The sequence below is a fragment of the Litoreibacter ascidiaceicola genome (genome assembly GCF_900129235.1).
GTDB lineage: Bacteria > Pseudomonadota > Alphaproteobacteria > Rhodobacterales > Rhodobacteraceae > Litoreibacter > Litoreibacter ascidiaceicola.
On the sequence record NZ_FQUV01000002.1, the window covers coordinates 229271 to 251004 of the forward strand.

Below are 21734 nucleotides of genomic sequence, written 5' to 3' on the forward strand. Positions count from 1 at the left end.
GATTCTCGCAAAGGAGGGGTTAAAACGCAAGGAAAACTGATTCGCTTCACGCGAATAACGGGTCGTAAGGGCAACAGGCGTCATATGAAAATCACACTCGTCACAACCATGCGCAACGAGGGGCCGCATCTGCTCGAATGGATCGCCCATCACCGCGCTGCGGGGGTGAGCGATTTCCTAGTCTTCACCAACGATTGCGAGGACGGCACCGAAGCGCTTCTGGAGCTGCTCCCTGACGTGACCCATGTGCCGTTGGAGGAGGGCAAGAAACCACCCCAGTGGCGGGCGCTGAAAGCCGCTTGGGATCATCCGGTTGTGGTTGCCGCAGATTGGGTCGCTTGTCTGGATTGCGACGAGTTTATCAATCTTGGTAATGGGTTACACAGCCTTCCTAATCTAATTTCCCAAGTGGATGCCGACATGATCTTGTTGCCGTGGCGCCTGTTCGGCCACTCGGGTAAGGTGGGGCTATCAGACGATCTCACGACCGAGCGTTTTACCCGCGCAGCACCGGTAAACCTGCTCTATCCGGCGATTGGAAGCTACTTTAAATCCTTGTTCCGACGCGACGGACCGTTCCGCCAGTTAGGCGTTCACCGGCCCAAGCAAAAGAATCCAGAGCGTCACGGCTTGCCCCGCATCGTCGATGGCTCCGGCGCGCCCGTCACTGACGCGGTGGCGGGGAATGAAGGGCAGATCATGCTTTGGGGGCAGCCGATTGCGCGCGGTTTGGTTCAGTTGAACCATTATTCAGTTCGGTCTGCGGCGGATTTCATGCTCAAGCGCGGTCGCGGTCTGCCCAATCATCAACAAAAACAGATTGATCTGACCTATTGGGTCGAGCGGAACTTCAACTCTGTCGAAGACCTCTCGATTGCCTGTATGGCACCTGCGACCAAGACCGAGATTGAAAAACTGCTGGCATTGGACGGTGTGGCGGATGCGCTGGCGACAAGCCGTGCATGGCATCGCGCGCGATTTGACGCCGTGATGCAAGATCCGGACGAGTTGAAGCTCTTTGGCCGCTTGCTGCTGGCAGGGGGTGCCGCGCATTTGCCGGAAACGGTGGCGCTTGATCTGGTCAGGCGTTATGGACAGGTCCATGGCGCAAACTGATATCTACCAAAAACGCGAATTGAATGTTGTTGAAGATCAAGGCCTTGTGGCTCTTGATTGTATCGGATGGGAAGACCCTATCGGGGGTATGGGGCTTCGGGTGTTTTTCAAAACCGGAACGCCTATGGAGGCATTCGAGCCGAAGCCCCGTGACGGTTGCGCGACTTTCAGCGAAGCCCGTCTGATCAACGGCGGGCCCATGTTTGTCGGAGTGGCGGCAGAGCCGTCTGCACAGATCAAGATTGCACTGAAAGAGGGGTCGTTGACGCTGCCAGTGCAACAGCCGGAAACCGATCTGTTCGAAGACATGAATGTCTGCATGGTCGAGCGGAATGGCGAGCCCATCGAGGTGATCGAAGAGTGGCTGCAGTACCATATGTCGGGGCATGGGCTTGAAGCGATCCTCGTCATCGACCGTGAAAAACCTAAGATTGAGAAAGGGTTCGAGAAGAAACTTAAAGCACTCGCGTCGAAGCTGGAATTGAAACGTCTGGTGCATGTGAAGTCGTCCGTACCGCTTGGGGATGCGACGCTGCCGTCTGCTTCACACCCGTTCAATGCCGCTGACGCTCCGGGTAAAGACCGGATGGAGGATTTGCCTCAAGAGCCGCAAACCTCGCCCATGGCCGAGCTGTCGCTGTATGAATGGGCCAAGTGGCGGTTTCTAGGGCGTGCGCGGGCGGTGATGAATATCGACCTGACGGATATACTGGCGCTGGAGAGCAAGCCGTTCGACGCAGTTCATGAAACTTCCGCAGGGGTTATCCAGCTTATCGGGCAGCGCATTTATCCTTGGCGGGTTCGCCCTAAGAAGAAGCCGACTTTCGGGGATCATATTTGTCGCCAGTTTGACAATCCTCGTGCCAACCGCCGCTGGTGCATCGCGCCGTCCCGCTTGGGCAGTGACAAGGTTTGGCGCTTCGTGCGGATTGTTGATGCCGAGCCGCAACCTGATGAAATCATGACGTTTACGCGGGCCATGGCGATCCGGCACCCGAACAGCTCGGCCGCGGAATTGGTGCCGAAAACATCGCTGATTGAAGACGAGCATTTGCTGGCGCTGGCGCAAGATGTCTGGGACCACAAGCCCGTGCGCCCCCCCGAAAGCAAGATGGAGGAGCCTGCGGGCAAAGCCATTGATGGTGGGCGCACGGTCATCGTGACCTGCATGAAGAACGAGGGGCCATTCATTCTGGAATGGATCGCCTATCACCGCGCCATCGGGGTGGATGATTTCCTTGTCTACACCAACGACTGCAACGACGGCACAGACGAGCTTTTGGACCTGCTGCAAGAACGCGGCATTCTTCAACGTCGTGACAACAAATTCGCGGGGACTGATCTGAAGCCCCAGCACTGGGCGCTGGATGCCGCTGACAATGAAAAGGTGTTCAAGAACGCGGGTTGGGCGATTTCGATGGATGTTGATGAATTCATCAACATCCATGTGGGCGAGGGCAAGCTGGACGATTTGTATAAGGCCGTCGGAGATGCCAACATGATTTCGCTGACATGGCGGCTGTTTGGCAATGCGGATGTGCATGAATATAAAGACGAATTCCTGATCTACCAGTTTACGCAATGCGCACCGGAACTGTGCCGAAAACCGCATCAGGCATGGGGATTCAAGACCCTGTTCCGCAATATAGGCATCTACAAGAAGATGGGCGTGCATCGGCCCAAGGGCCTGAAGCCTGACTTGTGGGACAAGATCAAATGGGTGAACGGATCCGGCAAGCCGATGCCGAAGAAACTGATCCGCAACGGCTGGCGCTCAACCACAGACAGCTACGGGTATGATCTGGTGACGCTGAACCATTACGCCGTGCGCTCTGCCGAAAGTTTCTTGGTCAAGCGTGACCGTGGGCGGGTGAACCATGTGGATCGGGATCAAGGGCTAAGTTATTGGTTTCGAATGAATAACAACTGGGAAGAGAACACCTCGGCCCAAACCAAACTGCCGCTGCTGCAAGCCGAGTTTGACCGCTTGATGGCCGATCCCGAGCTGCGCGCCGCGCATGAATATTCGGTCGCCAAGCACCGCGAAAAAATCGAAGAGCTGAAGGCCACGGAGAACTATTCCAACTTCTACAACGACCTGACTGGCTCACGGATGGAGCGCCTATCGCGGATGCACAATTATTTCGGGGCAAATGTGTTTCTCGCCGGTCCCGATGTGATCCCTGATGAAGTTGCGCTCAAAGACGACATCCCCGAGGATTTCTTCTTCACCGTCGAAAAGGTCAAAACGACGCATTAGTGCCTGAGCGTTTTTGTAAGCCATCCCTTCCCATCACCAGCCTGCGATTGTAGAGACGGGGTGCAATGTTGAAGCTGAACCGCCCTCGTCAGACCATCACCGGTCCCAAAAGCCTGCGCCGCGCGGCAGTCGTGCTGGCGACTGTGTGCCTGCTGCCAATGATTGCCGTGGCCTTGGCCGCGTTGACCGGAGGAAGCGAGACGCTGGAGCATCTCGCGGATACGGTGTTGGGGCGTTATACGGCCACCACGGCGCTGTTGGTGCTGATGGTGTCCATCGGGACGCTGATGATCGGCACCGGTGCCGCGTGGCTGGTGACGATGACAGAGTTTCCCGGTCGCAAGCTGCTTGAGATCGCGTTGGTCATTCCACTGGCCTTTCCGGCTTACGTGCTGGCCTATGCCTACACCCATTTGCTGGACCATCCCGGCATCGTGCAATCTACACTGCGCGATGTGACCGGCTGGGGCGCGCGGGACTACTGGTTCCCTGAAATACGCTCTTTGGGCGGTGCAGCGGTCATGCTGATCTTGGTCTTGTATCCCTATGTCTACCTGCTGGCGCGGGCCGCGTTCTTGCAACAAAGTGCGACGTCCTTTCTGGCCGCACGCGCCTTGGGTAAGACGCCGTGGCAGGCCTTTTTGCGCGTCTCGATTCCAATGGCGCGGCCTGCGATTGCATCGGGGGTTCTGCTTGCTGTGATGGAGACGATTGCTGATTTCGGTACCGTTGCCTATTTCGGCGTTCAAACCTTTGCGACGGGTATCTACACCAGCTGGTTCTCGCTGGGGGATCGGGCAGGGGCGGCGCAGCTGGCGCTTGGCATCTTGATGGTGGCGCTGGTTCTGGCGGTGCTGGAGCGGTCCAGCCGCGGACGGGCGAAATACCACGACAGCTCCAAACGCCAAGAGCCGATGGCGGCAATCGAGCTGGAAGGCTGGGCAAAATGGGGGGCGATGGCGCTGTGCGCTATCCCGGTGATCTTTGGCTGGGTCGTTCCGGGTGCGGCCTTGTTGATCATGGGGTTTGGCAGCGAGCAGAACCTGTTTTCGCCGCGCTATGTATCGTTTGCTTTGAATTCGATCACGCTTGCGATGATCGCGGCCTTCGTGACGCTCGCTGCGGCGGTGACGCTTGGATATTTGCAGCGCCTTGATGATGGGCTGTTGTCGCGTTTGTCCACGTCGATTGCCCGCTTGGGCTACGCCGTGCCCGGCGGAGTGATTGCGGTGGGTCTGATGGTGCCCTTCGCCAATTTCGACAACGCGTTGGATGCGTGGATGCGGGCCACGTTTGACATCTCGACCGGCCTGCTGATCACCGGCTCCATCTGGTTGCTAATTGCGGCCTATATGATCCGTTTCCTCGCCGCCGCTTTGGGCGCTTATGAGGGCGGGCAGGTGGCGGTGAACGCGAATATGGATATGGCGTCGCGGGCTTTGGGGCAGACGGCCTTTGGCACCCTGCGGCGCGTGCATTTCCCGATCTTGCGGCCCAGCCTTTTGACGGCGCTTTTGATCGTGTTTGTGGACGTGATGAAGGAACTACCCGCAACCTTGATCCTACGCCCGTTCAACTATGACACGCTGGCGGTGCAAGCCTACCGTCTGGCGTCTGACGAGCGGTTGGAGGGGGCGGCGGTCCCGTCTTTGGTGATTGTGGCCATCGGGCTGCTGCCCGTCATCCTGATCTGCCGACAAGTCCGCCGCAAATAAAAAGGCACGGAGGTTTCCCGCCGCGCCTTTGAGTGTTTGTAGGGGTGGGATTATTCCCAGCCAACCTGATTGAAAATCTCGAGTGCCACTGGCAGTTTGGTCGCCACGGCAGACAGATCCACCTCGTCAGCCTTGAATACACCCAGCTTTTGAACAGCCGCGTTACCTTTGAAACCCGCAACGACGGGGTATTCGTCATTGCCGTCAGCGAAGTAGCTCTGCGCTTGCTCGGAGACGAGGTATTCCATGAACTTCACCGCGTTGTCGCGGTTTGGCGCATGCTTCGCGATGCCTGCGCCGGACAAGTTCACATGCGCGCCGTTGCCGTCTTGGTCAGGGAAAACCCAACCGATACGTTCGATGTCAGCGGATACGCCGTCCACGTCGGTGCGGATCGCGCGGGCAAAGTAGTAGGTGTTAGAGACCGCGATGGCACATTCACCAGAAACGATGCCGCGCAGCTGATCGGTGTCACCGCCCTGAGGCGCGCGTGCCATGTTGTCGACGACGCCTTGCGCCCAAGCTTTGGCAGCTTCTTTGCCTTCATGCTCAACGATCGAGGCGAGCAGCGTCTGGTTGTAGGTGTTGGACGACGACCGGATGCACACCATGCCCTTATAGGCAGGGTCCGCGAGGTCGGCATAGGTGGCGGGCGGGTTCGCGACGGCGGCCTTGTCGTAGAAGATGATCCGCGCACGCTGGGAGACGCCAAACCACTGGTTGTCGCTGTCTTGCAGGTTCGCAGGAACGGCGGCTTCCAGCAGCTCGCTGTCCACCGATTGCAGCACGCCTGCGTCTTTGGCGCGTTTCAGGCGGGAGGTGTCAACGGTGATCAAAATATCCGCCGGAGAGTTCGCGCCTTCTGCCTTCATGCGGGTCACCAGCTCATCTGCCTTGCCCTCGATGCGGTTGATCGTGATGCCTGTGGCCTTGGTGAAGTCGGAATAGAGGCGCTCATCCGTGTCGTAGTGTCGGGCCGAATACAGGTTAAGCTCCTCGGCTGCGAGTGCCGGCAGGGCAGCGCCAAGGGTGGCGGCCAAGATCATCGGGAAGGTTGCGGTCGTTTTGGTCATTTTTAGCGATCCAGTTTGGGTTGGTATTTCTTACTGTTTTTATTGGTTACTACATCCCGCGAGGGATGCAAGTGTTTCTGACTAAAAGGATCAGAAATAACATTCGACCGCTAAGAGATCCGATCCGAGAACGAAAAAGGGCGGCCAAACGACCGCCCCGTTTCAAGTTCTAATGCTTAGCTTTTAGAAAAATGCCTGAAGCCCGGTCACGGCGCGGCCCAGAATCAGCGCGTGCACGTCATGCGTGCCCTCATAGGTGTTCACCGTTTCAAGGTTCAGCATGTGACGCATGATCTGGTAATCTTCCTGAATGCCGTTGCCGCCATGCATGTCCCGCGACATGCGTGCCATATCCAGCGCCTTACCACAGTTGTTGCGTTTGACCAGCGAGATCATCTCGGGCGCGGCGCGGCCCTCGTCCATCAGACGGCCAACGCGCAAGGAGGCTTGCAGCCCCAGCGAAATCTCGGTCAGCATATCGGCTAGTTTCTTCTGATACAGCTGCGTTTGAGCCAACGGTTTGTTGAACTGCTTGCGGTCGAGGCCATACTGACGCGCGGCGTGCATGCAGAATTCTGCAGCCCCCAAAACACCCCAAGAGATGCCGTAGCGCGCACGGTTCAAACACCCGAACGGACCTTTCAGCCCCTCGACATTCGGCAGCAGCGCGTCTTCGCCCACGGCCACATCTTTCATCACGATCTCGCCGGTGGTGGAGGCGCGCAAGGACAGCTTGCCGCCGATCTTCGGCGCCGACAGCCCGTCCATACCTTTCTCCAGCACGAAGCCGCGGATTTTGCCGCCATGGGCCTCGGATTTGGCCCAGACCACAAACACATCTGCAAAGGGGGAGTTTGAAATCCACATCTTCGCGCCGTTCAGCACATATCCGGTGTCGGTTTTCTTTGCGACAGTTTTCATGCCCGCAGGATCGGAGCCCGCATCTGGCTCGGTCAGCCCGAAGCAGCCAATCAGATCGCCCGATGCAAGACCCGGCAAATATTTCTGGCGCTGCTCCTCGGAGCCATAGGCATAGATCGGGTACATCACCAAAGAGGATTGTACCGACATCATCGAGCGATACCCCGAATCCACCCGTTCGATCTCGCGGGCCACCAGCCCGTAGGTCACATAAGACGCACCCAAGCCGCCGTATTGCTCTGGCACCGTTAGGCCCAACAGCCCCGCAGACCCCATGGCCTTAAACATGCCGGGATCAACGGTCTCATCGCGGTAGGCGGCTATTACCTTCGGGGCCAGTTCGGTGTCGGCAAAACTGCGGGCAGCGTCGCGCAACATGCGCTCGTCCTCGGTCAATTGGTCCTCAAGGCGAAACGGGTCTTCCCAGTCAAAACGCGCCATGTCGGGGGCGTCTTTTGCGGAAATTTGGGTGGTGACGTTCATGGGGCAACTCCAAATGCAGCGTTTGGCTTAGACTATAGTCGCGCTTGGTGGGGGGCAATGCTTGACGGCGGTGATCCTAGATGCAGCTATGTCGCAGGAAGGAGCCTCGCATGATCCAAATACCCCAGTCCATCGACGAGACGATCGAACTTTTGGCAAAGCAGGACTATATTTGCGGCAGGGCCTTGGCCACGGTGGTGTTCCTGTCGCTCAAATTGGGGCGCCCGATGTTTCTGGAAGGCGAGGCGGGGACGGGCAAAACCGAGATTGCCAAAGCCATCGCCGCCGCACTGGGCCGTCGTCTGATCCGGCTGCAATGCTATGAGGGGCTTGATGCGTCCTCGGCCGTCTACGAATGGAATTTCCCCGCGCAAATGGTCGCAATCCGCACGGCGGAGGCGACGGGCACCACGGATCGCGATGCCTTGCAGACAGAGCTTTTCTCGGACGCCTACCTCACCGCACGCCCGCTTCTGGAAGCGATGCAACCGCAAGAAGGCGGCCCGCCGGTTCTGCTCATCGATGAGTTGGACCGCACGGATGCCCCGTTCGAGGCATTTCTGATGGAGGCCTTGTCTGATTTCCAAGTTACCATCCCGGAACTGGGCACCATCAAGGCCGCGGAACCGCCGATCGTAATCCTGACCTCGAACCGTACCCGCGAAGTCCACGACGCGCTCAAGCGCCGCTGCTTGTATCATTGGGTAGACTACCCCGATTTCGATCGCGAAATAGCGATCCTCCATGCCCGTGCACCAGAAGCCCAAGAGGCCCTGAGCCGCGAGATCGTCGGCTTCGTGCAACGCCTGCGCAAGGAGGATCTGTTCAAATCCCCCGGCGTGGCGGAAACCATCGACTGGGCCAAGTGCCTGCTCGCGCTGGACGTCATCGCCATGAGCCCCGAAGTCATCGCCGACACCCTTGGCGCAATTCTAAAATACCAGGACGACATCCAGAAAATCCAGGGTGCCGAGGCCAAGCGCATCCTAGAAGACCTGCGCGAAGAATTGGTATGAGACGTCACTTTCCTATCATTGCTTCGAAAATACCTCGGGGGTTTGGGGCCTGGCCCCCAATGCACGCCTGAATGTCTGCCTATCCGCCTCTTGATATCCCCGCCGACGGCAAACTTGCCGACAACATCACATGGTTCGCGCGCGCGCTGCGCGCGGCGGGCGTTCCTGTCGGCTCTGGTCGTGTGATCGACGCCACCCGCGCGGTGGAGGCCGTCGGTTTTTCCCGCAAGCCTGATTTCTTCTACGTCTTGCAAGCGTGCTTCGTGTCGCGTCCCGAACACCGCCTGATTTTCGCTCAAGTCTTTCGTTTGTTCTGGCGGGACCCGCGATATCTGGAGCATATGATCGCTGCCCTCAGCCCGATGATCCGCGGCGTCCAAGAAGAGCACAAAGCCAAGCCCGCCGAAAAACGTGCCGCTGAAGCCTTGCTGGAAGGTGTCACACGGGAGATCCCGCGCAACGAAGAAGAGGGCGAAGAGACAGAGATCGAGATCGACGCCTCACGCACCATGTCGGGCGAGGAACGGCTGCGCAGTCTCGACTTCGAACTGATGAGCAACGCCGAGATGGCCGCCGCCAAGCGCATGCTCGCGAAGCTGACACTACCGGTTAAACCACTCGTCTCGCGGCGCACCAGACTGACCCGGAACGGCCGTCTGATCGACGGGCCGGCAACGCTGCGTGCGGCGATGCGCCAAGGCGGTGAATTACAAAACTTCGCCCTGAAAACGCGGCGCGAGCGGTGGCCGAACCTCGTGACGCTGTGCGATATTTCGGGCTCCATGTCGCAATACTCCCGTGCGGTGCTGCATTTCTTACATGCGGTCAGCAACGAGAAGGGCGCGGGCTGGGCCAAGGTCCATGCCTTCACCTTTGGCACGCAACTCACCAATATCACCCGCCATCTGGCCACGCGGGATGTCGATGCGGCGTTGGCCGCAGCGGGTGCACAAGCCCAAGATTGGGAGGGTGGCACAAAGATCGGCACCTGTCTGCACCAGTTCAACCGCGACTGGTCGCGTAGGGTCATGGGCAATGGGGCGGTCGTGTTGCTGATCACAGATGGCTTGGACCGCGATGATCCCGATGCGCTTGCTCACGAGATGCGCCGCCTCCATCTGAGCGCCAGAAAGGTGATCTGGCTGAACCCGTTGTTGCGGTGGGAAGAGTTCGCTCCAAAGGCCCGCGGCATCAAAGCCATGCTGCCCCATGTCGACAGCTTTCGTGCCGGCCACAATATCGCAGCGCTGGAGGCCTTGGCCGAAGCCATTTCACGTCCCGATGATGTGGGCGAAAAAGCGCGCCTGATGGCGCTGCTTTAGCGCAAGGAGCGGGTCGATTGGGAAGATCAGTGGGGCCAAACTCAAGCGCAGCAAAAACGGAGACCATTATGCGCTATACATCTTATGACCAAGCTTTTGTCGACGCAGTGCGGGCAGGCGGCCCTGACGCCAACGGCCAAGCAGCGGAACGTGTCGTCAGCGACGGGCAAGGAAAGCCCTGCCGATGCTGCCTCGATCAAGTGCCGGACGGTGCAATCATGTTGATCCTCGCCGCGCGGCCCTTTCCTGAACCCCAGCCCTACGCAGAGTTGGGGCCGATCTTTCTTTGCGCAGAGGCGTGCATACCCTATCAAGACGCAGGTAGTCCGCCAATCCTGAGCACATCGCCGGACTACCTGCTCAAAGCCTATTCCCAAGACAACCGAATTATCTACGGAACAGGCCAGATAACGCCCGCCGCGCAGGTGGAGCCGTACGCGTCGACGCTTTTCGAACGCGCCGATGTTGCTTACGTTGATGTACGATCCAGCCGGAACAACTGTTTTTTGACAAGGATATATCGTGACGACTGATCTCAACGACATACCCGCCATAGCATTGAAATGGCATCGCGCTGGCACCGGTGCGGCTTTGGCAACGGTGGTCGAGACTTGGGGCTCGGCCCCGCGGCCTGTGGGCTCGCAGCTGGCGATCTCGGGGCAGGGGGATATCATGGGGTCGGTCTCGGGCGGCTGCGTCGAAGGGGCCGTCGTGGTTGAAGCGATGGACGCCTTGGATGACGGCGCACCGCGATTGCTGGAATACGGTGTTTCTGACGACGAGGCTTTTGCCGTGGGCTTGGCCTGTGGCGGCACGATCCGCGTGTTGGTCGAGCCTGTCGGGGCGGCGATCCCCGTCCAGATGCTTTCCGATCTGGTTGAGGCCCGCGCAGCGTCCAAGCCGATTGCCTACACCGTTGACACTGAAAGCTGGGCGCGCGGGTTGGCAGCCCCGGACGCGTTCCCCGAACGCTTCCGGTCGGATAAATCCGGCTTTGAAGGCAGTCTGTTTGTTGCGGTGCACAACCCGCCCTTGCGTATGGCGGTGATCGGCGGCGTGCACATCGCGCAAAGCCTGCTCCCAATGGCACGCGCCGCGGGGTTCGCGCCTGTGTTGATCGACCCGCGTGAAGCGTTCGCCAGCGCGGTGCGTTTCCCCGAGACGGCGTTGCGTCATGACTGGCCGGATGCCGCCTTGGCGGAGTTCGGCATCGACACTCGCACCGCCATCGTGACCTTGACCCATGATCCGAAACTCGACGATCCCGCGATCCAAGCGGCGCTAGGGTCGGACTGCTTCTATCTTGGTTGCCTTGGTTCGACCCGCACCCATGCCAAGCGCGAGGCACGGCTGACCGAGGCTGGCTTTACCCCAGCACAGATTGCGCGCATCCATGCACCGGTCGGTCTTGATATTGGGGCGAAATCTCCGGCGGAGATCGCGGTCAGCATCATGGCGCAGATCATCCAGACCCTGCGGCAATCGTGATGGAGTTCGGACCAGTCCCGACATCCTCCGCCCTTGGTGCGATCCTTGCCCATTCAGTTCAGGCCAATGGGAAGCGGTTGCGCAAAGGGTTGGTGTTGGAACAGTCCCATCTATATACGCTCGTCGAGGCTGGAAAAACGGAAGTGACCGTTGCCCGATTGGCGGCGGAGGATGTGCATGAAGACGACGCGGCCTTGGCGCTGGCGCTGGCATTGGTGCCGGACGAGGCCGCTGCCTACCTGCGATTGGGTGCGGTCGGGACGGGGCGTTGCAACATCTTTGCGACAGCACCGGGCGTGGTTCAGATTGACGCGGACGCAATCAACGCGCTGAACGCAATCCATCCGATGATCACAGTCGCCACGGTGCCGCAGCAGCACCGGATGGAGCAGGGCGGAATGGTCGCGACCGTGAAGATCATTTCCTATGCGGTACCCAAAGACGCATTGGCGCGAACGTTGGAGGTCGGCAAGGCCGCGCTAAGGGTGGCGGTGGCCAGTATGGAGCGTGTCAGTTTTATCGAGACGACGCTCGCCAATCCGATGTCGTCCAAAGGGGCCAACGCGATCCGCGACAGGGTGGAGGCCCTCGGCGCCCGAATGGATGAGCCGGTGCGATGTGCCCATGATATCTCGGCGCTGTCAGACGCATTGCGGCGGGCGACGGGGGATATGGTATTGATCCTGACCGCCTCGGCCACTTCCGACCTGCGAGACATCGCACCTGAGGCGGTGCGGACGGCGGGGGGGAAAGTGGCGCATTTCGGGATGCCCGTGGACCCCGGCAATCTGTTATTCCTCGGCGATCTAGCGGGCAAGCCTGTGATCGGCCTGCCTGGATGCGCCCGATCGCCGGCGTTAAACGGGGCCGATTGGGTGTTGGAGCGTTTGATTTGCGGTATCCCCGTGACGGCTAAAGACATTATGGGAATGGGGGTCGGTGGTCTGTTGAAAGAAATCCCCTCGAGGCCACAGCCACGCGACCCGAAACGCACCTGACAAAGAAAAAGCCCCGAGGGCCGTTCGGGCATCGGGGCTTTTCAAATTGGGGCAGACAGGACGGTGTTACGTCTTCAGCGGGCCGATCAACATGATCATCTGGCGGCCTTCCATCTTGGGGAAGTTCTCGACCTTGCCGTGGCCTTCGATGTCGTCAGCGACTCGTTCCAGCAGCTCACGGCCAAGATTAAGGTGCGCCATCTCGCGACCACGAAAGCGCAGGGTGACCTTCACCTTGTCGCCGTTCTCTAGGAACTTGAACACGTTGCGCATTTTCACGTCGTAATCATTGGTGTCAGTGTTCGGGCGGAACTTGACCTCTTTGATCTCGATGATCTTTTGCTTCTTGCGGGCCTCGGCCTCTTTCTTCTGGGTTTCGTACTTGTACTTGCCGAAATCCATGATCTTGCAAACAGGCGGGCTGGCGTTTGGCGAAATCTCGACGAGGTCAAGCCCGGCTTCTTCTGCCATGGCCATTGCTCGGGCGGGCGTGACTACGCCCACGTTTTCGCCTTCTGCGCCAATAAGGCGAATTTCATCAGAGCGGATGCGGTCGTTGACGCGCGGTCCGGTTTCACGCACGGGTGGCGCATTGTGTGGTCTGCGGGCTATGGCCTGAAGTCCTTCTTTGGTTTCAATTGTTTCGAGACATCAAAATAGAGGGGCGCGGCCCGTCCTACAAGTCGGTTTTCCGCCCATTTGGGCCAGACGGGGAAAAACTATGGCGAAATCCCGTTGTAAACGGCATTCCTATGCCATAGCTCGTCGCTGCAGGCGGGGGAATCCCTGCGAAACCAAAGGGACTATTAGAATTATGCAACGTGGAATTATCATCATCGTCGTGCTCGCACTGATTGGTGTGGGCGGTTATGTTTGGATGAACAAAGATGGCGACGCCATGGACGCTGTAAAAGAAGCGACCGGCGACGCGACATCCGCAGTTGAGGGGGCCGTTGATGCGACCACCGAAGCTGCGTCCGATGCTGCAGAAGCCACAACCGAAGCTGTGACCGAAACCGTTGAAGGCGCAACAGAAGCCGCAGCCGAAGCTGCAGACGCCGTAGAGGGTGCTGTTGAAGGCGCCGTCGAAGGGGCATCAGAAGCTGCGTCCGATGCATTAAACGCCGTTGAAGGCGCGGCTGAAGAAGCCGCCGACGCTGCGTCCGACGCGGTTGATGCTGTGACCGAGACGGCTGGTGAAGCTGTCGACGCCACAACGGATGCGGCCAATGATGCCGCTGACGCTGTGACCGACACAGCTTCGGACGCAACCGAAGCGACGACTGATGCTGCTTCCGATGCAACGGATGCTGCTTCTGACGCTGTCGACGCCACAACGGAAGCTGCGACTGATGCCGCGAACTCCGTTGGAGAAGCCGCGACCGAGGCGACCGAAGCTGCAACTGATACAGCAACCGATGCTGCGAACGCCACAACGGAAGCTGCAACCGACGCTGCGAACGCAACAACAGATGCTGCGAACGCTACTACTGACGCTGCGACCGACACGGCAGCCGACGCTGCGACCGCAACCACAGAAGCTGCGGACGCTGCAGCCGACGCAGCAACGCCGGAGGCACTGACCATGGAAGGGTTCGACTACGACAAAGTCGTCGAAATGGTTGAGAACGCTGATTTGAACCCGCTGGCAAAAACGACGCTGAAAACCAGCCTTGAGCAAGCCCGCGACAATCCCGATAGGTTGTCCAGCATTCTGGAAGAGCTTAGAGCAGCGTTGGGGCAATAAGCCCTATCACTCTCACCGGTTCCCCGTGGGGAACCTGGCGGTGACAAAATAACGCCGCGTCGGATATCCCGGCGCGGCGTTTTGAATTTTCGAGGGTGTCTTAAGTCTCAGCCCACAAAGGCTTTTTCGACCACGTAATGCTTGGGATCGCTATTGGCACCTTCTTCCAGACCGAACCCTTCGAAGATTTCCTTGAGGTCCATATTCAGGCCAATGGAGCCACAGACCATCGCGCGGTCAGTCTCGGGTGCCATGGGGGGTACGCCCAGCTCCTCGAACAGCTCACCCGAGCGCAGCTTGTCCGTAACGCGGCCCATCTTCGGGCTCTGTTCGCGCGTGGTTGTCGGGTAATAGACCAGCTTCTTGAGGTTTTCCTCGCCGATCAATTCACCCAGCAACTCGTCTGTGCGGATTTCCTCGATCAACTGGCGGCCATATTCCAACTCTGCAACTTCGCGGCAGGTATGGGTGATGATGACCTCGTCATAGTCCTCGTAGGTTTGCGGGTCGCGCAGCAAGGACGCGAAAGGCGCAAATCCGGTGCCGGTGGCAAAGAACCACAACCGTTTGCCCGGGAGCAAAGCGTCATGGACCAGCGTGCCAACGGGTTTGGGGCGCAGGATAATCTCGTCACCCACTTTGATGTGTTGCAGCTTAGAGGTCAGCGGGCCGTCCTGCACCTTGATCGAATAGAACTCCAACTCCTCGTCCCAGCTGGGGGAGGCGATGGAATAGGCACGCAGCAGCGGCTTTTGCTTGCCGGTGTCGGGGTTCGGGTCACCCATTAGGCCGATCATCACGAACTCGCCGGAGCGGAAGCGCAAAGACGCAGGGCGCGTCACGCGAAAAGAGAACAGGCGGTCGGTCCAATGCTTCACCTCAGTGACGGTTTGGGCGTCGGGAAGGGTGGGGACGGCTTTTACGGGTGCGTTCATAGCGGTAACTTCATTCATGGCAATTATCCGGAGAGGCATCTTCCCTCTCCGGCCCTTCTACTGCTCTTGGAGCGATTGTTAAATGGGACGATCAGCCGCGCAGGCGGGCTTGGTAATTATGGGCGGCCCAATCGGCCCGCGCGAGCCATTGATCCTCGGGTTGGCGCGCTGCGAGATCGTCGTCGATTTCGACCTCGTCGAAGCCGGACCGACGGGCCATCGCATACTGGTCTGCAATGACATGTCCCCGTGCGCGCAGACGTCCGTTGAACCCCATCAGGCGCAAGCGGCGCGCGATGCTGAAACCGCGACCGTCGGCTGAACTTGGAAAATCAACGCGGATCATTTCTATTTTGCTCAAACGGTTGGCAATCCCCGCTGGGTCGGCATCGGACGGGATGTCGATGCAACACGGCGTGTCATTGGCAGGCAGATCGGCCAAATCTGTGAAGCCTCGGTTCCACGTATCGGGGACGAAACCGGTGTCTGTGATGATAACACTCATGCTGCGTTCTCCCGTCTGATGACTTTGCCATCCACAATGTGAATGCCGCATTCTGATTTTTCCATACCCCGCCAGCGGCCTGCGCGCGGGTCTTCCCCTGCGGCGACCTTGGTGGTGCACGGCGTGCAGCCGATGGAAGTGAAGCCGCGCGCCACCAATGGATGGCGGGGCAGGTCGTGTTTGTCCAAATAGCTGGCGATTTGAGTCGTATCCCAGCTGGCCAGTGGGTTCACCTTGATTTTGCGATCCTGCTTTTCATAGAGCGGGAGCTGTGCACGTGCGCCACCATGCGCCCGCTTGCGACCGGTGATCCAGCCGTCAAATTCTGCCAGCGCCTCTTCTAACGGCTGGGTTTTGCGCAGGGAACAGCAGGCATCAGGGTCGATGGTGTGCAAAATGCTGTCGACGTCGCTCTCCAGCAGTTTTGCGCGTGACGGGCGGATGACCCGTACATCGGTGAGCCCCAAAAGCTCCGCGACTTCGCGCTGATAGGTCAGCGTCTCCGGAAACAGCATTTCGGTGTCCAGAAACAGGATGGGCGTGTCCGGTGCGATCTGGCTGACCATGTGCAACAGCACAACGCTTTCCGCGCCGAAGCTGGAAACCATGGCAACGCGCCCGATTTGCACATCATCCAAAGCATGTTTCAAGATCGTCTCAGCGCCGCTTTTGCGGTGCAGGATGTTACGACGTTCGGCGAGTTCCTTAAGCGGCATCGGCTTTGACCTCCGGATACAGGGCGGCTTTGAACGGCGCGAGGCCGAGGCGGCGATAGGCGTCGATGAAGCGTTCGTTTTCATCCTCACGGTTTTCCAAATAGGCACCGACCAGACGTTCAATCGCAGGTACGATTTCGTCATAGGCAAAGCCCGGTCCGGCGCGTTCCCCTACGGCCGCGGTCTCGGTGTGGTCGCCGCCCAGCGTGATCTGGTAGTTCTCCACGCCCGCACGGTCCAAACCAAGGATGCCGATATGACCCACATGGTGGTGCCCACAGGCGTTGATGCAGCCCGAAATTTTGATCTTCAGATCCCCGATTTCATGCTCCAGCTTTAACTCGTCAAACCGTGTCGCGATTTGCTGCGCCACGGGGATCGAGCGGGCCGTTGCCAGCGCGCAGTAATCCATGCCGGGGCAGGCGATGATGTCGGAGATTTTGCCGATATTCGCGGTCGCCAGATCAACGGCCTTCAAGCGGGCGTGGATCGCAGGAAGGTGCGATTTGTGCACGTGGGGCAGGATAACATTCTGCTCATGGCTGATACGAAGTTCGTTATGTGCAAATTCGCGCGCGATCGCAGCCATCTCGCGCATCTGCGCGGAGGTTGCATCACCCGGTGTTGCACCGTGTTTTTTGATCGAGATCGACACGATGGAATAGTCGTCATTTTTATGTGCCGTCAGATTGGTATCCGCCCAAGACCGGAACACCGGATCGCTGTGATAAGCGTCCTTGAACACCGCGACAGAACCGGTCTTGAACTCGGGCAAGGCGAACTGTGCCTCGATGTCTTTGAGCATCTTCTGATCAACGCCACCGAACTGAGGTTTCAGTAGGGCAAAACGCTCTTCCACCAAATCACGAATGGTCTCGATGCCGTTCTCATGAACGGTGATCTTGATGCGAGCTTTGTACTTGTTATCGCGGCGACCCAGCAGGTTGTAGACGCTGACGATGGCCTCGCAATAGGGCAGCAAATCCGCCTTCGGCAAAAATTCGCGAAGCACTTTGCCGATCATCGGCGTGCGACCCAAGCCGCCGCCTACGATGATCTGGTAGCCTTCTGCACCATCACGAGTCAGCAAGCGAATGCCGATGTCATGGGCCTTGATCACGGCGCGGTCATTCGCAGAGCCGGTCACGGCCAACTTGAACTTGCGGGGCAGGAACTGGAATTCGGGATGGTCGGTGGACCATTGGCGCAGCAGTTCCGCCGTCGGGCGCGGGTCCGCAACCTCGTCTTTCGCAGCCCCTGCAAAATGGTCGGCGGTGACGTTGCGGATCGTGTTGCCGGAGGTCTGGATGGCATGCATGCCAACCTCGCCCAAGACGTCCAGCATATCCGGCACGTCCTTCAGTTTGGGCCAGTTGTACTGGATATTCTGGCGCGTGGTGAAGTGGCCATAGCCCTTGTCCCATTTGTCTGCGATGTCGGCCAATACGTCCATCTGGCCGCCATTCAGAGTGCCGTAAGGAATGGCCACGCGCAGCATGTAGGCGTGCAATTGCAGATACAAACCATTCATCAAACGCAGCGGCTTGAACTCATCCTCGGTCAGGGATCCGTCAATGCGGCGTTCCACCTGAGCGCGGAATTGTGCGTTGCGTTCCGCGAGGAAATCGCGGTCGAAGTCATTGTATTGATACATTAAACCAGCTCCGACTGTTTGCCGTGGTTGTAATTGGATGGGCCGCGGGTGCGGAACTCTTCGCGAAAATGTGTGGGCTGCGGGATGCCGTCTTCCAGCGCCACGTCGATCAGGTAGACGCCGACGACCACATCGGGCTGCGAGCTGCCGTCCAGCAAGCGCAGGTCGCCATGAGCCGCGTCCTCGATCACTTCGGCGTCTGACAGATTCCGCGACCATTGATCGTCAGCAGTCAGATAAACCACGTCACCTTCCAGCAGGGCATTGGCGGTGACGACTTTCGGGGTAAAGGGCTTGCTCATATCGCAGCCTCCAATTCGTGTTGCTGTGCGGCGTTGAGTGCCGCGCGGGGGGCGAGGCCAAGGAAGACCAGCGCAGGGCCGGTCAGGTTGGCTTGGGTTAGGGTTGGCTCCAGCTCGCCCAAGGTGGTGGCGAGGATGCGTTGGTCAGGGCGGGACGCGTTCTCGATCACCGTCACCTGCGTCAGTGCGTCTGCGCCGTGCATCAACAGACGGCCTTGGATGAAGCGGGCGGATTTTTTGCCCATGTAAATCGCAGCGACTTCGCCTGCGCGGGCGAGGGTCTTCCAGTCGTGATCGGCAAAGCCTTTGGTGTCATGGCCCGTGATGAAGCGCACACCAGAGTTGCGACCGCGTTTGGTGAAGCTTTGGCCGAGGGCCGCAACCGCCGCAGAGGCAGAGGTGATGCCGGGCACGATACTCCACGCGACGCCGGACGCGTCGCAGGCTTCGATTTCCTCGTCGAGGCGTCCGAAGACGGTCGGATCACCGGACTTCAGGCGCACCACATGCGCACCATTGCGGGCGTGGCTGACGATCATCTCGTTGATCGCGTCTTGCGTGACTGACGGGCCGAAGCCTTCCTTGCCAGCGGACAGCATAATGGCCTCGCGGCGGGCCAATTCCAGAATTTCAGGGGCGACAAGGCGGTCATAGATCACCACGTCGGCCTCATCCAAAGCCTTGCGGGCCTTCAATGTCATTAGTTCTGGGTCCCCGGGGCCTGCACCGACCAGATCAACACGTCCCTCTTTCGCGTGTGCGGACAGGTGTTTGTCGAGCAACGCGTCCAACGTGGTTTTGGCATCTTCGCTGGTCGCGATGTCTTTGGCGTAATACTCGGCCCAGAACTCGCGGCGCTTGACGCCGAAGGGCAGGGCTTCGGCCTTGGTGCGAAAGGCTTTACCGATCCGCGCCATAAGACCCAGCCGTGGGGACAACCGCTCTTCGATGTCTTTCTTGATTGCACGCGCCAGCACAGGGGCAGCACCTTCGGTGCCGATTGCCACGACCACAGGATCGCGATCAACCATGGCGGGCGTAATGAACTGGCTGTCCTCTAAGTTGTCGACGATGTTCACCAACGCGCCTTCGCGATTTGCTATGTCAGCAACGCGGGCGTCTTCGGTATCATCCTCATTCGCCGCATAGAATAGGCGGGCGCACAGGGCGTCGCCTACTTCCATTGGGCGTGCGATCAGGGTCAAACGGCCCTCGGCGGCCCAAGATACGATCTCGGGGGCGGGATCGCTGGCGACCACGGTCAAGTTGGCTTCTGTCTTGAGAAGCAGGCGCAGCTTGGCGAGTGCGGCCTCGCCTCCGCCGGAGACGACGACGCGACGACCCTCGAGGGAAATAAAAATCGGAAAGTGCTTCATCTGAGGCGTCCTTCGTTGCTTGCTCCCATATTTAGAAAAATTTCCTAATAATGCCTACCCATACAGCACAATAAGGAATAATGTTCGTTTTTAGGTGAATTGGGGAACGTATGTTTCGCAACGAAAGGAAAACGGGAATGGCAGCACAGATAGATGCAATGGACCGGAACATACTCGCGCAACTGCAAGAGGATGCTTCACAGAGTCTTGATGAAATTGCCCGAAAAACAGGCTCTTCCAAGACGCCTGTATGGAACAGAATCAAGAAGTTGCGGGCGGCGGGGGTGATCAAGCAGGACACCGTTGTGCTTGATCCGGAAAAGCTGGGGTTGGAGGCGTGTTTCTTTGTGCTGATCCGCACGTCGGAGCATGAAAGCGATTGGCAGGAGAAGTTCCTGCACGCGCTTCAGGCGAGACCCGAGGTGCTGGAAGCGCATCGGCTTGCAGGTGACATCGACTACATCCTGAAGGTGAGGGTGGCTAACGCGCGCGCCTATGATGTGTTTTATCAGGCCTTGATTTCGGAAGTGCGGATATTCAACGTCACAGCATTGCTGTCGATGGAGGAAATCAAGTCAACGACGGCGCTTCCTTTGTGATGCAATGCAGCGGCCCATAAGGCCGCCGCCGCATTTTATTTCGACATAGCGTCAAGCACACGCACCCAAGACCGGATGCCCTTGTGGAAGCTCGACAAGTCGTATTTTTCGTTGGGGGAGTGGATCTGGTCGTCATCCTTGCCAAAGCCGATCAGCATGGCATCCATGCCCAGAATGTCCTTGAAGTGACCTGCAATCGGGATCGAGCCACCACAGCCGACAAAGGTCGCAGGGTTCGGCCATTCGTCCGACAAGGCGGCACGAGCTTGTTCGAAAGCAGGGTGATCGGTCGACATCTCGGATGCCGATCCTGCGCCATGGCCTTTGAACTCAACGGTGCAATCTTCGGGCAGCTGCGCTTGTACGAAGGCGCGGAAGCTTTCGCGTAGCTTTAGCGGGTCTTGACCCGGCACCAGACGGAAGGAGATTTTCGCACTAGCCTTTGATGGCAGCACGGTTTTGAACCCGTCGCCCTGATACCCACCGGAAATCCCGTTTACCTCGCAGGTGGGCCGCGACCAGATCATTTCCAGCCCGGTGCGACCGTCCTCGCCCGCAGGTACGCCAAGGCCGACTTCGCCCAGAAATTCGCTGTTGTCGAAGCCCAGATCGTTCCATTGTTGAGCGATGTCGGCGGGAAGTTCCTCCACCCCGTCATAGAAATCAGGCACCATGATGCGGCCGGAGGCGTCGTGCAGGCTCGCGATGATCTTGGCCAATACGCGGATCGGATTGCGCGCGATGCCGCCATACATGCCGGAATGCAGGTCTTTGCTGGGGCCGGTGATCGTGAGTTCCTCGCCGAGCAAACCACGCAACCGTGTGACGATCGCAGGGGTGCTGTCTCCGAACAGGCCGGTATCGCAAATCAACGCGATGTCGGCTTTCAACTCGTCCGCGTTTTCTTGCATGAAGGGTACGAGGGAGGGTGAGCCGCTTTCCTCTTCGCCCTCAAAGAACAGCGAGATTTTTGCTGGAAGCGCGCCGTGAACGACTTTCCAAGCGCGGCAGGCTTCGACAAAGGTCATCAGCTGCCCCTTGTCATCGGAGGAGCCACGGCCACGGATGACGGGACCATTGTCGGTGTCTTCCAGTCGCGGCTCGAATGGCGGATTGTTCCAGAGCGACAGTGGATCAACGGGCTGCACGTCATAATGGCCGTAGAACATCACATGCGGGCCTTCGCCCTCGGCATGCGCGACGACCATCGGATGGCCCGGAGTTGGGCGTTTGGAGACGTCAAAGCCGATGCTTTGCAAGTCGTCCACCAACCAGTCGGCAGCGGCGTCACAATCCCCCTTGTAAGCAGGATCCGTCGAAATCGACGGTATGCGAAGAAGTTCCAGTAGTCTGGCGACGGCGGATTCCAGATCCCCGTCGACCTGATTCAATACAGCGTCAAGTGTCATGTTCCTCAGCCCCCATGCCGAAATATTTGGCCATAAGGTTAACAGTCACGACCGTGCTGTCCAGCACCAAGGGCCGGTTTTCGCGAGTATCGAAACAAT

Annotated in this window: 20 protein-coding genes; 10 read left to right on the plus strand and 10 right to left on the minus strand. The window is 58.8% G+C overall.

Features of this window, described 5'->3' with window-relative positions; genetic code table 11:
• The first annotated feature begins 84 nt into the window (after positions 1 to 84).
• The 3 genes from BUB72_RS04275 to BUB72_RS04285 all read left to right on the plus strand — a co-directional run bounded on the left by BUB72_RS04275 (position 85) and on the right by BUB72_RS04285 (position 5091).
• Entirely contained in the window at positions 85 to 1116 is a 1032-nt protein-coding gene (locus BUB72_RS04275; protein WP_073141053.1) for a glycosyltransferase family 2 protein, read from the plus strand.
• A gap of 1168 nt (positions 1117 to 2284) precedes the next feature.
• The gene (locus tag BUB72_RS19250; RefSeq protein WP_425435151.1) at positions 2285 to 3376 is read left to right on the plus strand and encodes a glycosyltransferase family 2 protein; all 1092 of its coding nucleotides are present in this window, start codon (positions 2285 to 2287) and stop codon (positions 3374 to 3376) included.
• 65 nt (positions 3377 to 3441) lie between these two features.
• Complete coding sequence (locus BUB72_RS04285) at positions 3442 to 5091, plus strand: ABC transporter permease (protein WP_073141055.1); 1650 nt, start codon at positions 3442 to 3444, stop codon at positions 5089 to 5091.
• Positions 5092 to 5141: 50 nt separating this feature from the next.
• On the opposite strand, the gene BUB72_RS04290 is transcribed toward BUB72_RS04285, so the two are convergent.
• Positions 5142 to 6164: an extracellular solute-binding protein gene (locus tag BUB72_RS04290; protein ID WP_073141057.1), complete on the minus strand. Its 1023-nt coding sequence runs from the start codon at positions 6162 to 6164 to the stop codon at positions 5142 to 5144.
• Between the two features lie 183 nt (positions 6165 to 6347).
• A complete protein-coding gene (locus tag BUB72_RS04295; RefSeq protein ID WP_073141059.1) occupies positions 6348 to 7568 on the minus strand; it encodes an acyl-CoA dehydrogenase in 1221 nt (406 codons plus the stop codon).
• A gap of 110 nt (positions 7569 to 7678) precedes the next feature.
• Here BUB72_RS04295 and BUB72_RS04300 point away from each other — a divergent pair, with 110 nt between their 5' ends.
• From BUB72_RS04300 to BUB72_RS04320, 5 genes are all read left to right on the plus strand, one after another.
• Positions 7679 to 8584, plus strand: coding sequence for an AAA family ATPase (locus BUB72_RS04300; RefSeq protein ID WP_073141061.1), 906 nt, complete (start codon positions 7679 to 7681; stop codon positions 8582 to 8584).
• Between the two features lie 71 nt (positions 8585 to 8655).
• Positions 8656 to 9906 carry a vWA domain-containing protein gene (locus tag BUB72_RS04305; RefSeq protein WP_073141064.1) on the plus strand — a complete coding sequence of 417 codons (1251 nt, stop codon included), beginning with the start codon at positions 8656 to 8658 and terminating at the stop codon, positions 9904 to 9906.
• 68 nt (positions 9907 to 9974) lie between these two features.
• Positions 9975 to 10439 carry a DUF1203 domain-containing protein gene (locus BUB72_RS04310; RefSeq protein ID WP_073141067.1) on the plus strand — a complete coding sequence of 155 codons (465 nt, stop codon included), beginning with the start codon at positions 9975 to 9977 and terminating at the stop codon, positions 10437 to 10439.
• Entirely contained in the window at positions 10429 to 11394 is a 966-nt protein-coding gene (locus BUB72_RS04315; RefSeq protein ID WP_073141069.1) for an XdhC family protein, read from the plus strand. Before BUB72_RS04310 ends, BUB72_RS04315 begins: the two co-directional genes overlap by 11 nt.
• The gene (locus tag BUB72_RS04320; protein WP_073141070.1) at positions 11394 to 12392 is read left to right on the plus strand and encodes a molybdopterin-binding protein; all 999 of its coding nucleotides are present in this window, start codon (positions 11394 to 11396) and stop codon (positions 12390 to 12392) included. The genes BUB72_RS04315 and BUB72_RS04320 overlap by 1 nt, the downstream gene beginning before the upstream one ends.
• Positions 12393 to 12458: 66 nt before the next feature.
• On the opposite strand, the gene infC is transcribed toward BUB72_RS04320, so the two are convergent.
• Positions 12459 to 12974: a translation initiation factor IF-3 gene (gene infC / locus BUB72_RS04325; protein WP_245814721.1), complete on the minus strand. Its 516-nt coding sequence runs from the start codon at positions 12972 to 12974 to the stop codon at positions 12459 to 12461.
• Between the two features lie 232 nt (positions 12975 to 13206).
• Between infC and BUB72_RS04330 the strand changes: the two genes are divergently transcribed.
• Positions 13207 to 14139, plus strand: coding sequence for a hypothetical protein (locus BUB72_RS04330; protein WP_073141074.1), 933 nt, complete (start codon positions 13207 to 13209; stop codon positions 14137 to 14139).
• Positions 14140 to 14246: 107 nt separating this feature from the next.
• Here BUB72_RS04330 and BUB72_RS04335 read toward each other — a convergent pair whose 3' ends face one another.
• The 6 genes from BUB72_RS04335 to cysG all read right to left on the minus strand — a co-directional run bounded on the left by BUB72_RS04335 (position 14247) and on the right by cysG (position 19627).
• The gene (locus tag BUB72_RS04335; protein WP_073141075.1) at positions 14247 to 15092 is read right to left on the minus strand and encodes a ferredoxin--NADP reductase; all 846 of its coding nucleotides are present in this window, start codon (positions 15090 to 15092) and stop codon (positions 14247 to 14249) included.
• 73 nt (positions 15093 to 15165) lie between these two features.
• Positions 15166 to 15579, minus strand: coding sequence for a DUF934 domain-containing protein (locus BUB72_RS04340; protein WP_073141077.1), 414 nt, complete (start codon positions 15577 to 15579; stop codon positions 15166 to 15168).
• On the minus strand, positions 15576 to 16295 hold the full coding sequence (locus tag BUB72_RS04345; protein WP_073141079.1) for a phosphoadenylyl-sulfate reductase: 720 nt from the start codon (positions 16293 to 16295) through the stop codon (positions 15576 to 15578). The genes BUB72_RS04340 and BUB72_RS04345 overlap by 4 nt, the downstream gene beginning before the upstream one ends.
• Entirely contained in the window at positions 16285 to 17949 is a 1665-nt protein-coding gene (locus BUB72_RS04350; RefSeq protein WP_073141081.1) for a nitrite/sulfite reductase, read from the minus strand. Before BUB72_RS04350 ends, BUB72_RS04345 begins: the two co-directional genes overlap by 11 nt.
• Complete coding sequence (locus BUB72_RS04355) at positions 17949 to 18251, minus strand: DUF2849 domain-containing protein (protein WP_073141082.1); 303 nt, start codon at positions 18249 to 18251, stop codon at positions 17949 to 17951. Before BUB72_RS04355 ends, BUB72_RS04350 begins: the two co-directional genes overlap by 1 nt.
• Positions 18248 to 19627, minus strand: coding sequence for a siroheme synthase CysG (cysG, locus tag BUB72_RS04360; protein WP_073141085.1), 1380 nt, complete (start codon positions 19625 to 19627; stop codon positions 18248 to 18250). The genes BUB72_RS04355 and cysG overlap by 4 nt, the downstream gene beginning before the upstream one ends.
• A gap of 137 nt (positions 19628 to 19764) precedes the next feature.
• On the opposite strand from cysG, the gene BUB72_RS04365 reads away from it, so the two are divergent.
• Entirely contained in the window at positions 19765 to 20226 is a 462-nt protein-coding gene (locus BUB72_RS04365; protein WP_073141087.1) for an Lrp/AsnC family transcriptional regulator, read from the plus strand.
• 35 nt (positions 20227 to 20261) lie between these two features.
• Here the strand turns inward: BUB72_RS04365 and BUB72_RS04370 are convergent, their stop codons facing one another.
• Positions 20262 to 21635, minus strand: a complete 1374-nt coding sequence (locus BUB72_RS04370) for a M20/M25/M40 family metallo-hydrolase (protein WP_073141089.1) — start codon at positions 21633 to 21635, stop codon at positions 20262 to 20264.
• Positions 21636 to 21734: the final 99 nt, after the last annotated feature.

What these genes read in the sequence shown, in the direction of transcription:
- BUB72_RS04275 (WP_073141053.1), top strand. Translation starts at nt 85, where the DNA reads ATGAAAATCACACTCGTCACAACCATGCGCAACGAGGGGCCGCATCTG.
- BUB72_RS19250 (WP_425435151.1), top strand. Translation starts at nt 2,285, where the DNA reads ATGAAGAACGAGGGGCCATTCATTCTGGAATGGATCGCCTATCACCGC.
- BUB72_RS04285 (WP_073141055.1), top strand. Translation starts at nt 3,442, where the DNA reads ATGTTGAAGCTGAACCGCCCTCGTCAGACCATCACCGGTCCCAAAAGC.
- BUB72_RS04290 (WP_073141057.1), bottom strand. Translation starts at nt 6,164, where the DNA reads ATGACCAAAACGACCGCAACCTTCCCGATGATCTTGGCCGCCACCCTT.
- BUB72_RS04295 (WP_073141059.1), bottom strand. Translation starts at nt 7,568, where the DNA reads ATGAACGTCACCACCCAAATTTCCGCAAAAGACGCCCCCGACATGGCG.
- BUB72_RS04300 (WP_073141061.1), top strand. Translation starts at nt 7,679, where the DNA reads ATGATCCAAATACCCCAGTCCATCGACGAGACGATCGAACTTTTGGCA.
- BUB72_RS04305 (WP_073141064.1), top strand. Translation starts at nt 8,656, where the DNA reads ATGTCTGCCTATCCGCCTCTTGATATCCCCGCCGACGGCAAACTTGCC.
- BUB72_RS04310 (WP_073141067.1), top strand. Translation starts at nt 9,975, where the DNA reads ATGCGCTATACATCTTATGACCAAGCTTTTGTCGACGCAGTGCGGGCA.
- BUB72_RS04320 (WP_073141070.1), top strand. Translation starts at nt 11,394, where the DNA reads ATGGAGTTCGGACCAGTCCCGACATCCTCCGCCCTTGGTGCGATCCTT.
- BUB72_RS04330 (WP_073141074.1), top strand. Translation starts at nt 13,207, where the DNA reads ATGCAACGTGGAATTATCATCATCGTCGTGCTCGCACTGATTGGTGTG.
- BUB72_RS04335 (WP_073141075.1), bottom strand. Translation starts at nt 15,092, where the DNA reads ATGAATGAAGTTACCGCTATGAACGCACCCGTAAAAGCCGTCCCCACC.
- BUB72_RS04340 (WP_073141077.1), bottom strand. Translation starts at nt 15,579, where the DNA reads ATGAGTGTTATCATCACAGACACCGGTTTCGTCCCCGATACGTGGAAC.
- BUB72_RS04345 (WP_073141079.1), bottom strand. Translation starts at nt 16,295, where the DNA reads ATGCCGCTTAAGGAACTCGCCGAACGTCGTAACATCCTGCACCGCAAA.
- BUB72_RS04350 (WP_073141081.1), bottom strand. Translation starts at nt 17,949, where the DNA reads ATGTATCAATACAATGACTTCGACCGCGATTTCCTCGCGGAACGCAAC.
- BUB72_RS04355 (WP_073141082.1), bottom strand. Translation starts at nt 18,251, where the DNA reads ATGAGCAAGCCCTTTACCCCGAAAGTCGTCACCGCCAATGCCCTGCTG.
- cysG (WP_073141085.1), bottom strand. Translation starts at nt 19,627, where the DNA reads ATGAAGCACTTTCCGATTTTTATTTCCCTCGAGGGTCGTCGCGTCGTC.
- BUB72_RS04365 (WP_073141087.1), top strand. Translation starts at nt 19,765, where the DNA reads ATGGCAGCACAGATAGATGCAATGGACCGGAACATACTCGCGCAACTG.
- BUB72_RS04370 (WP_073141089.1), bottom strand. Translation starts at nt 21,635, where the DNA reads ATGACACTTGACGCTGTATTGAATCAGGTCGACGGGGATCTGGAATCC.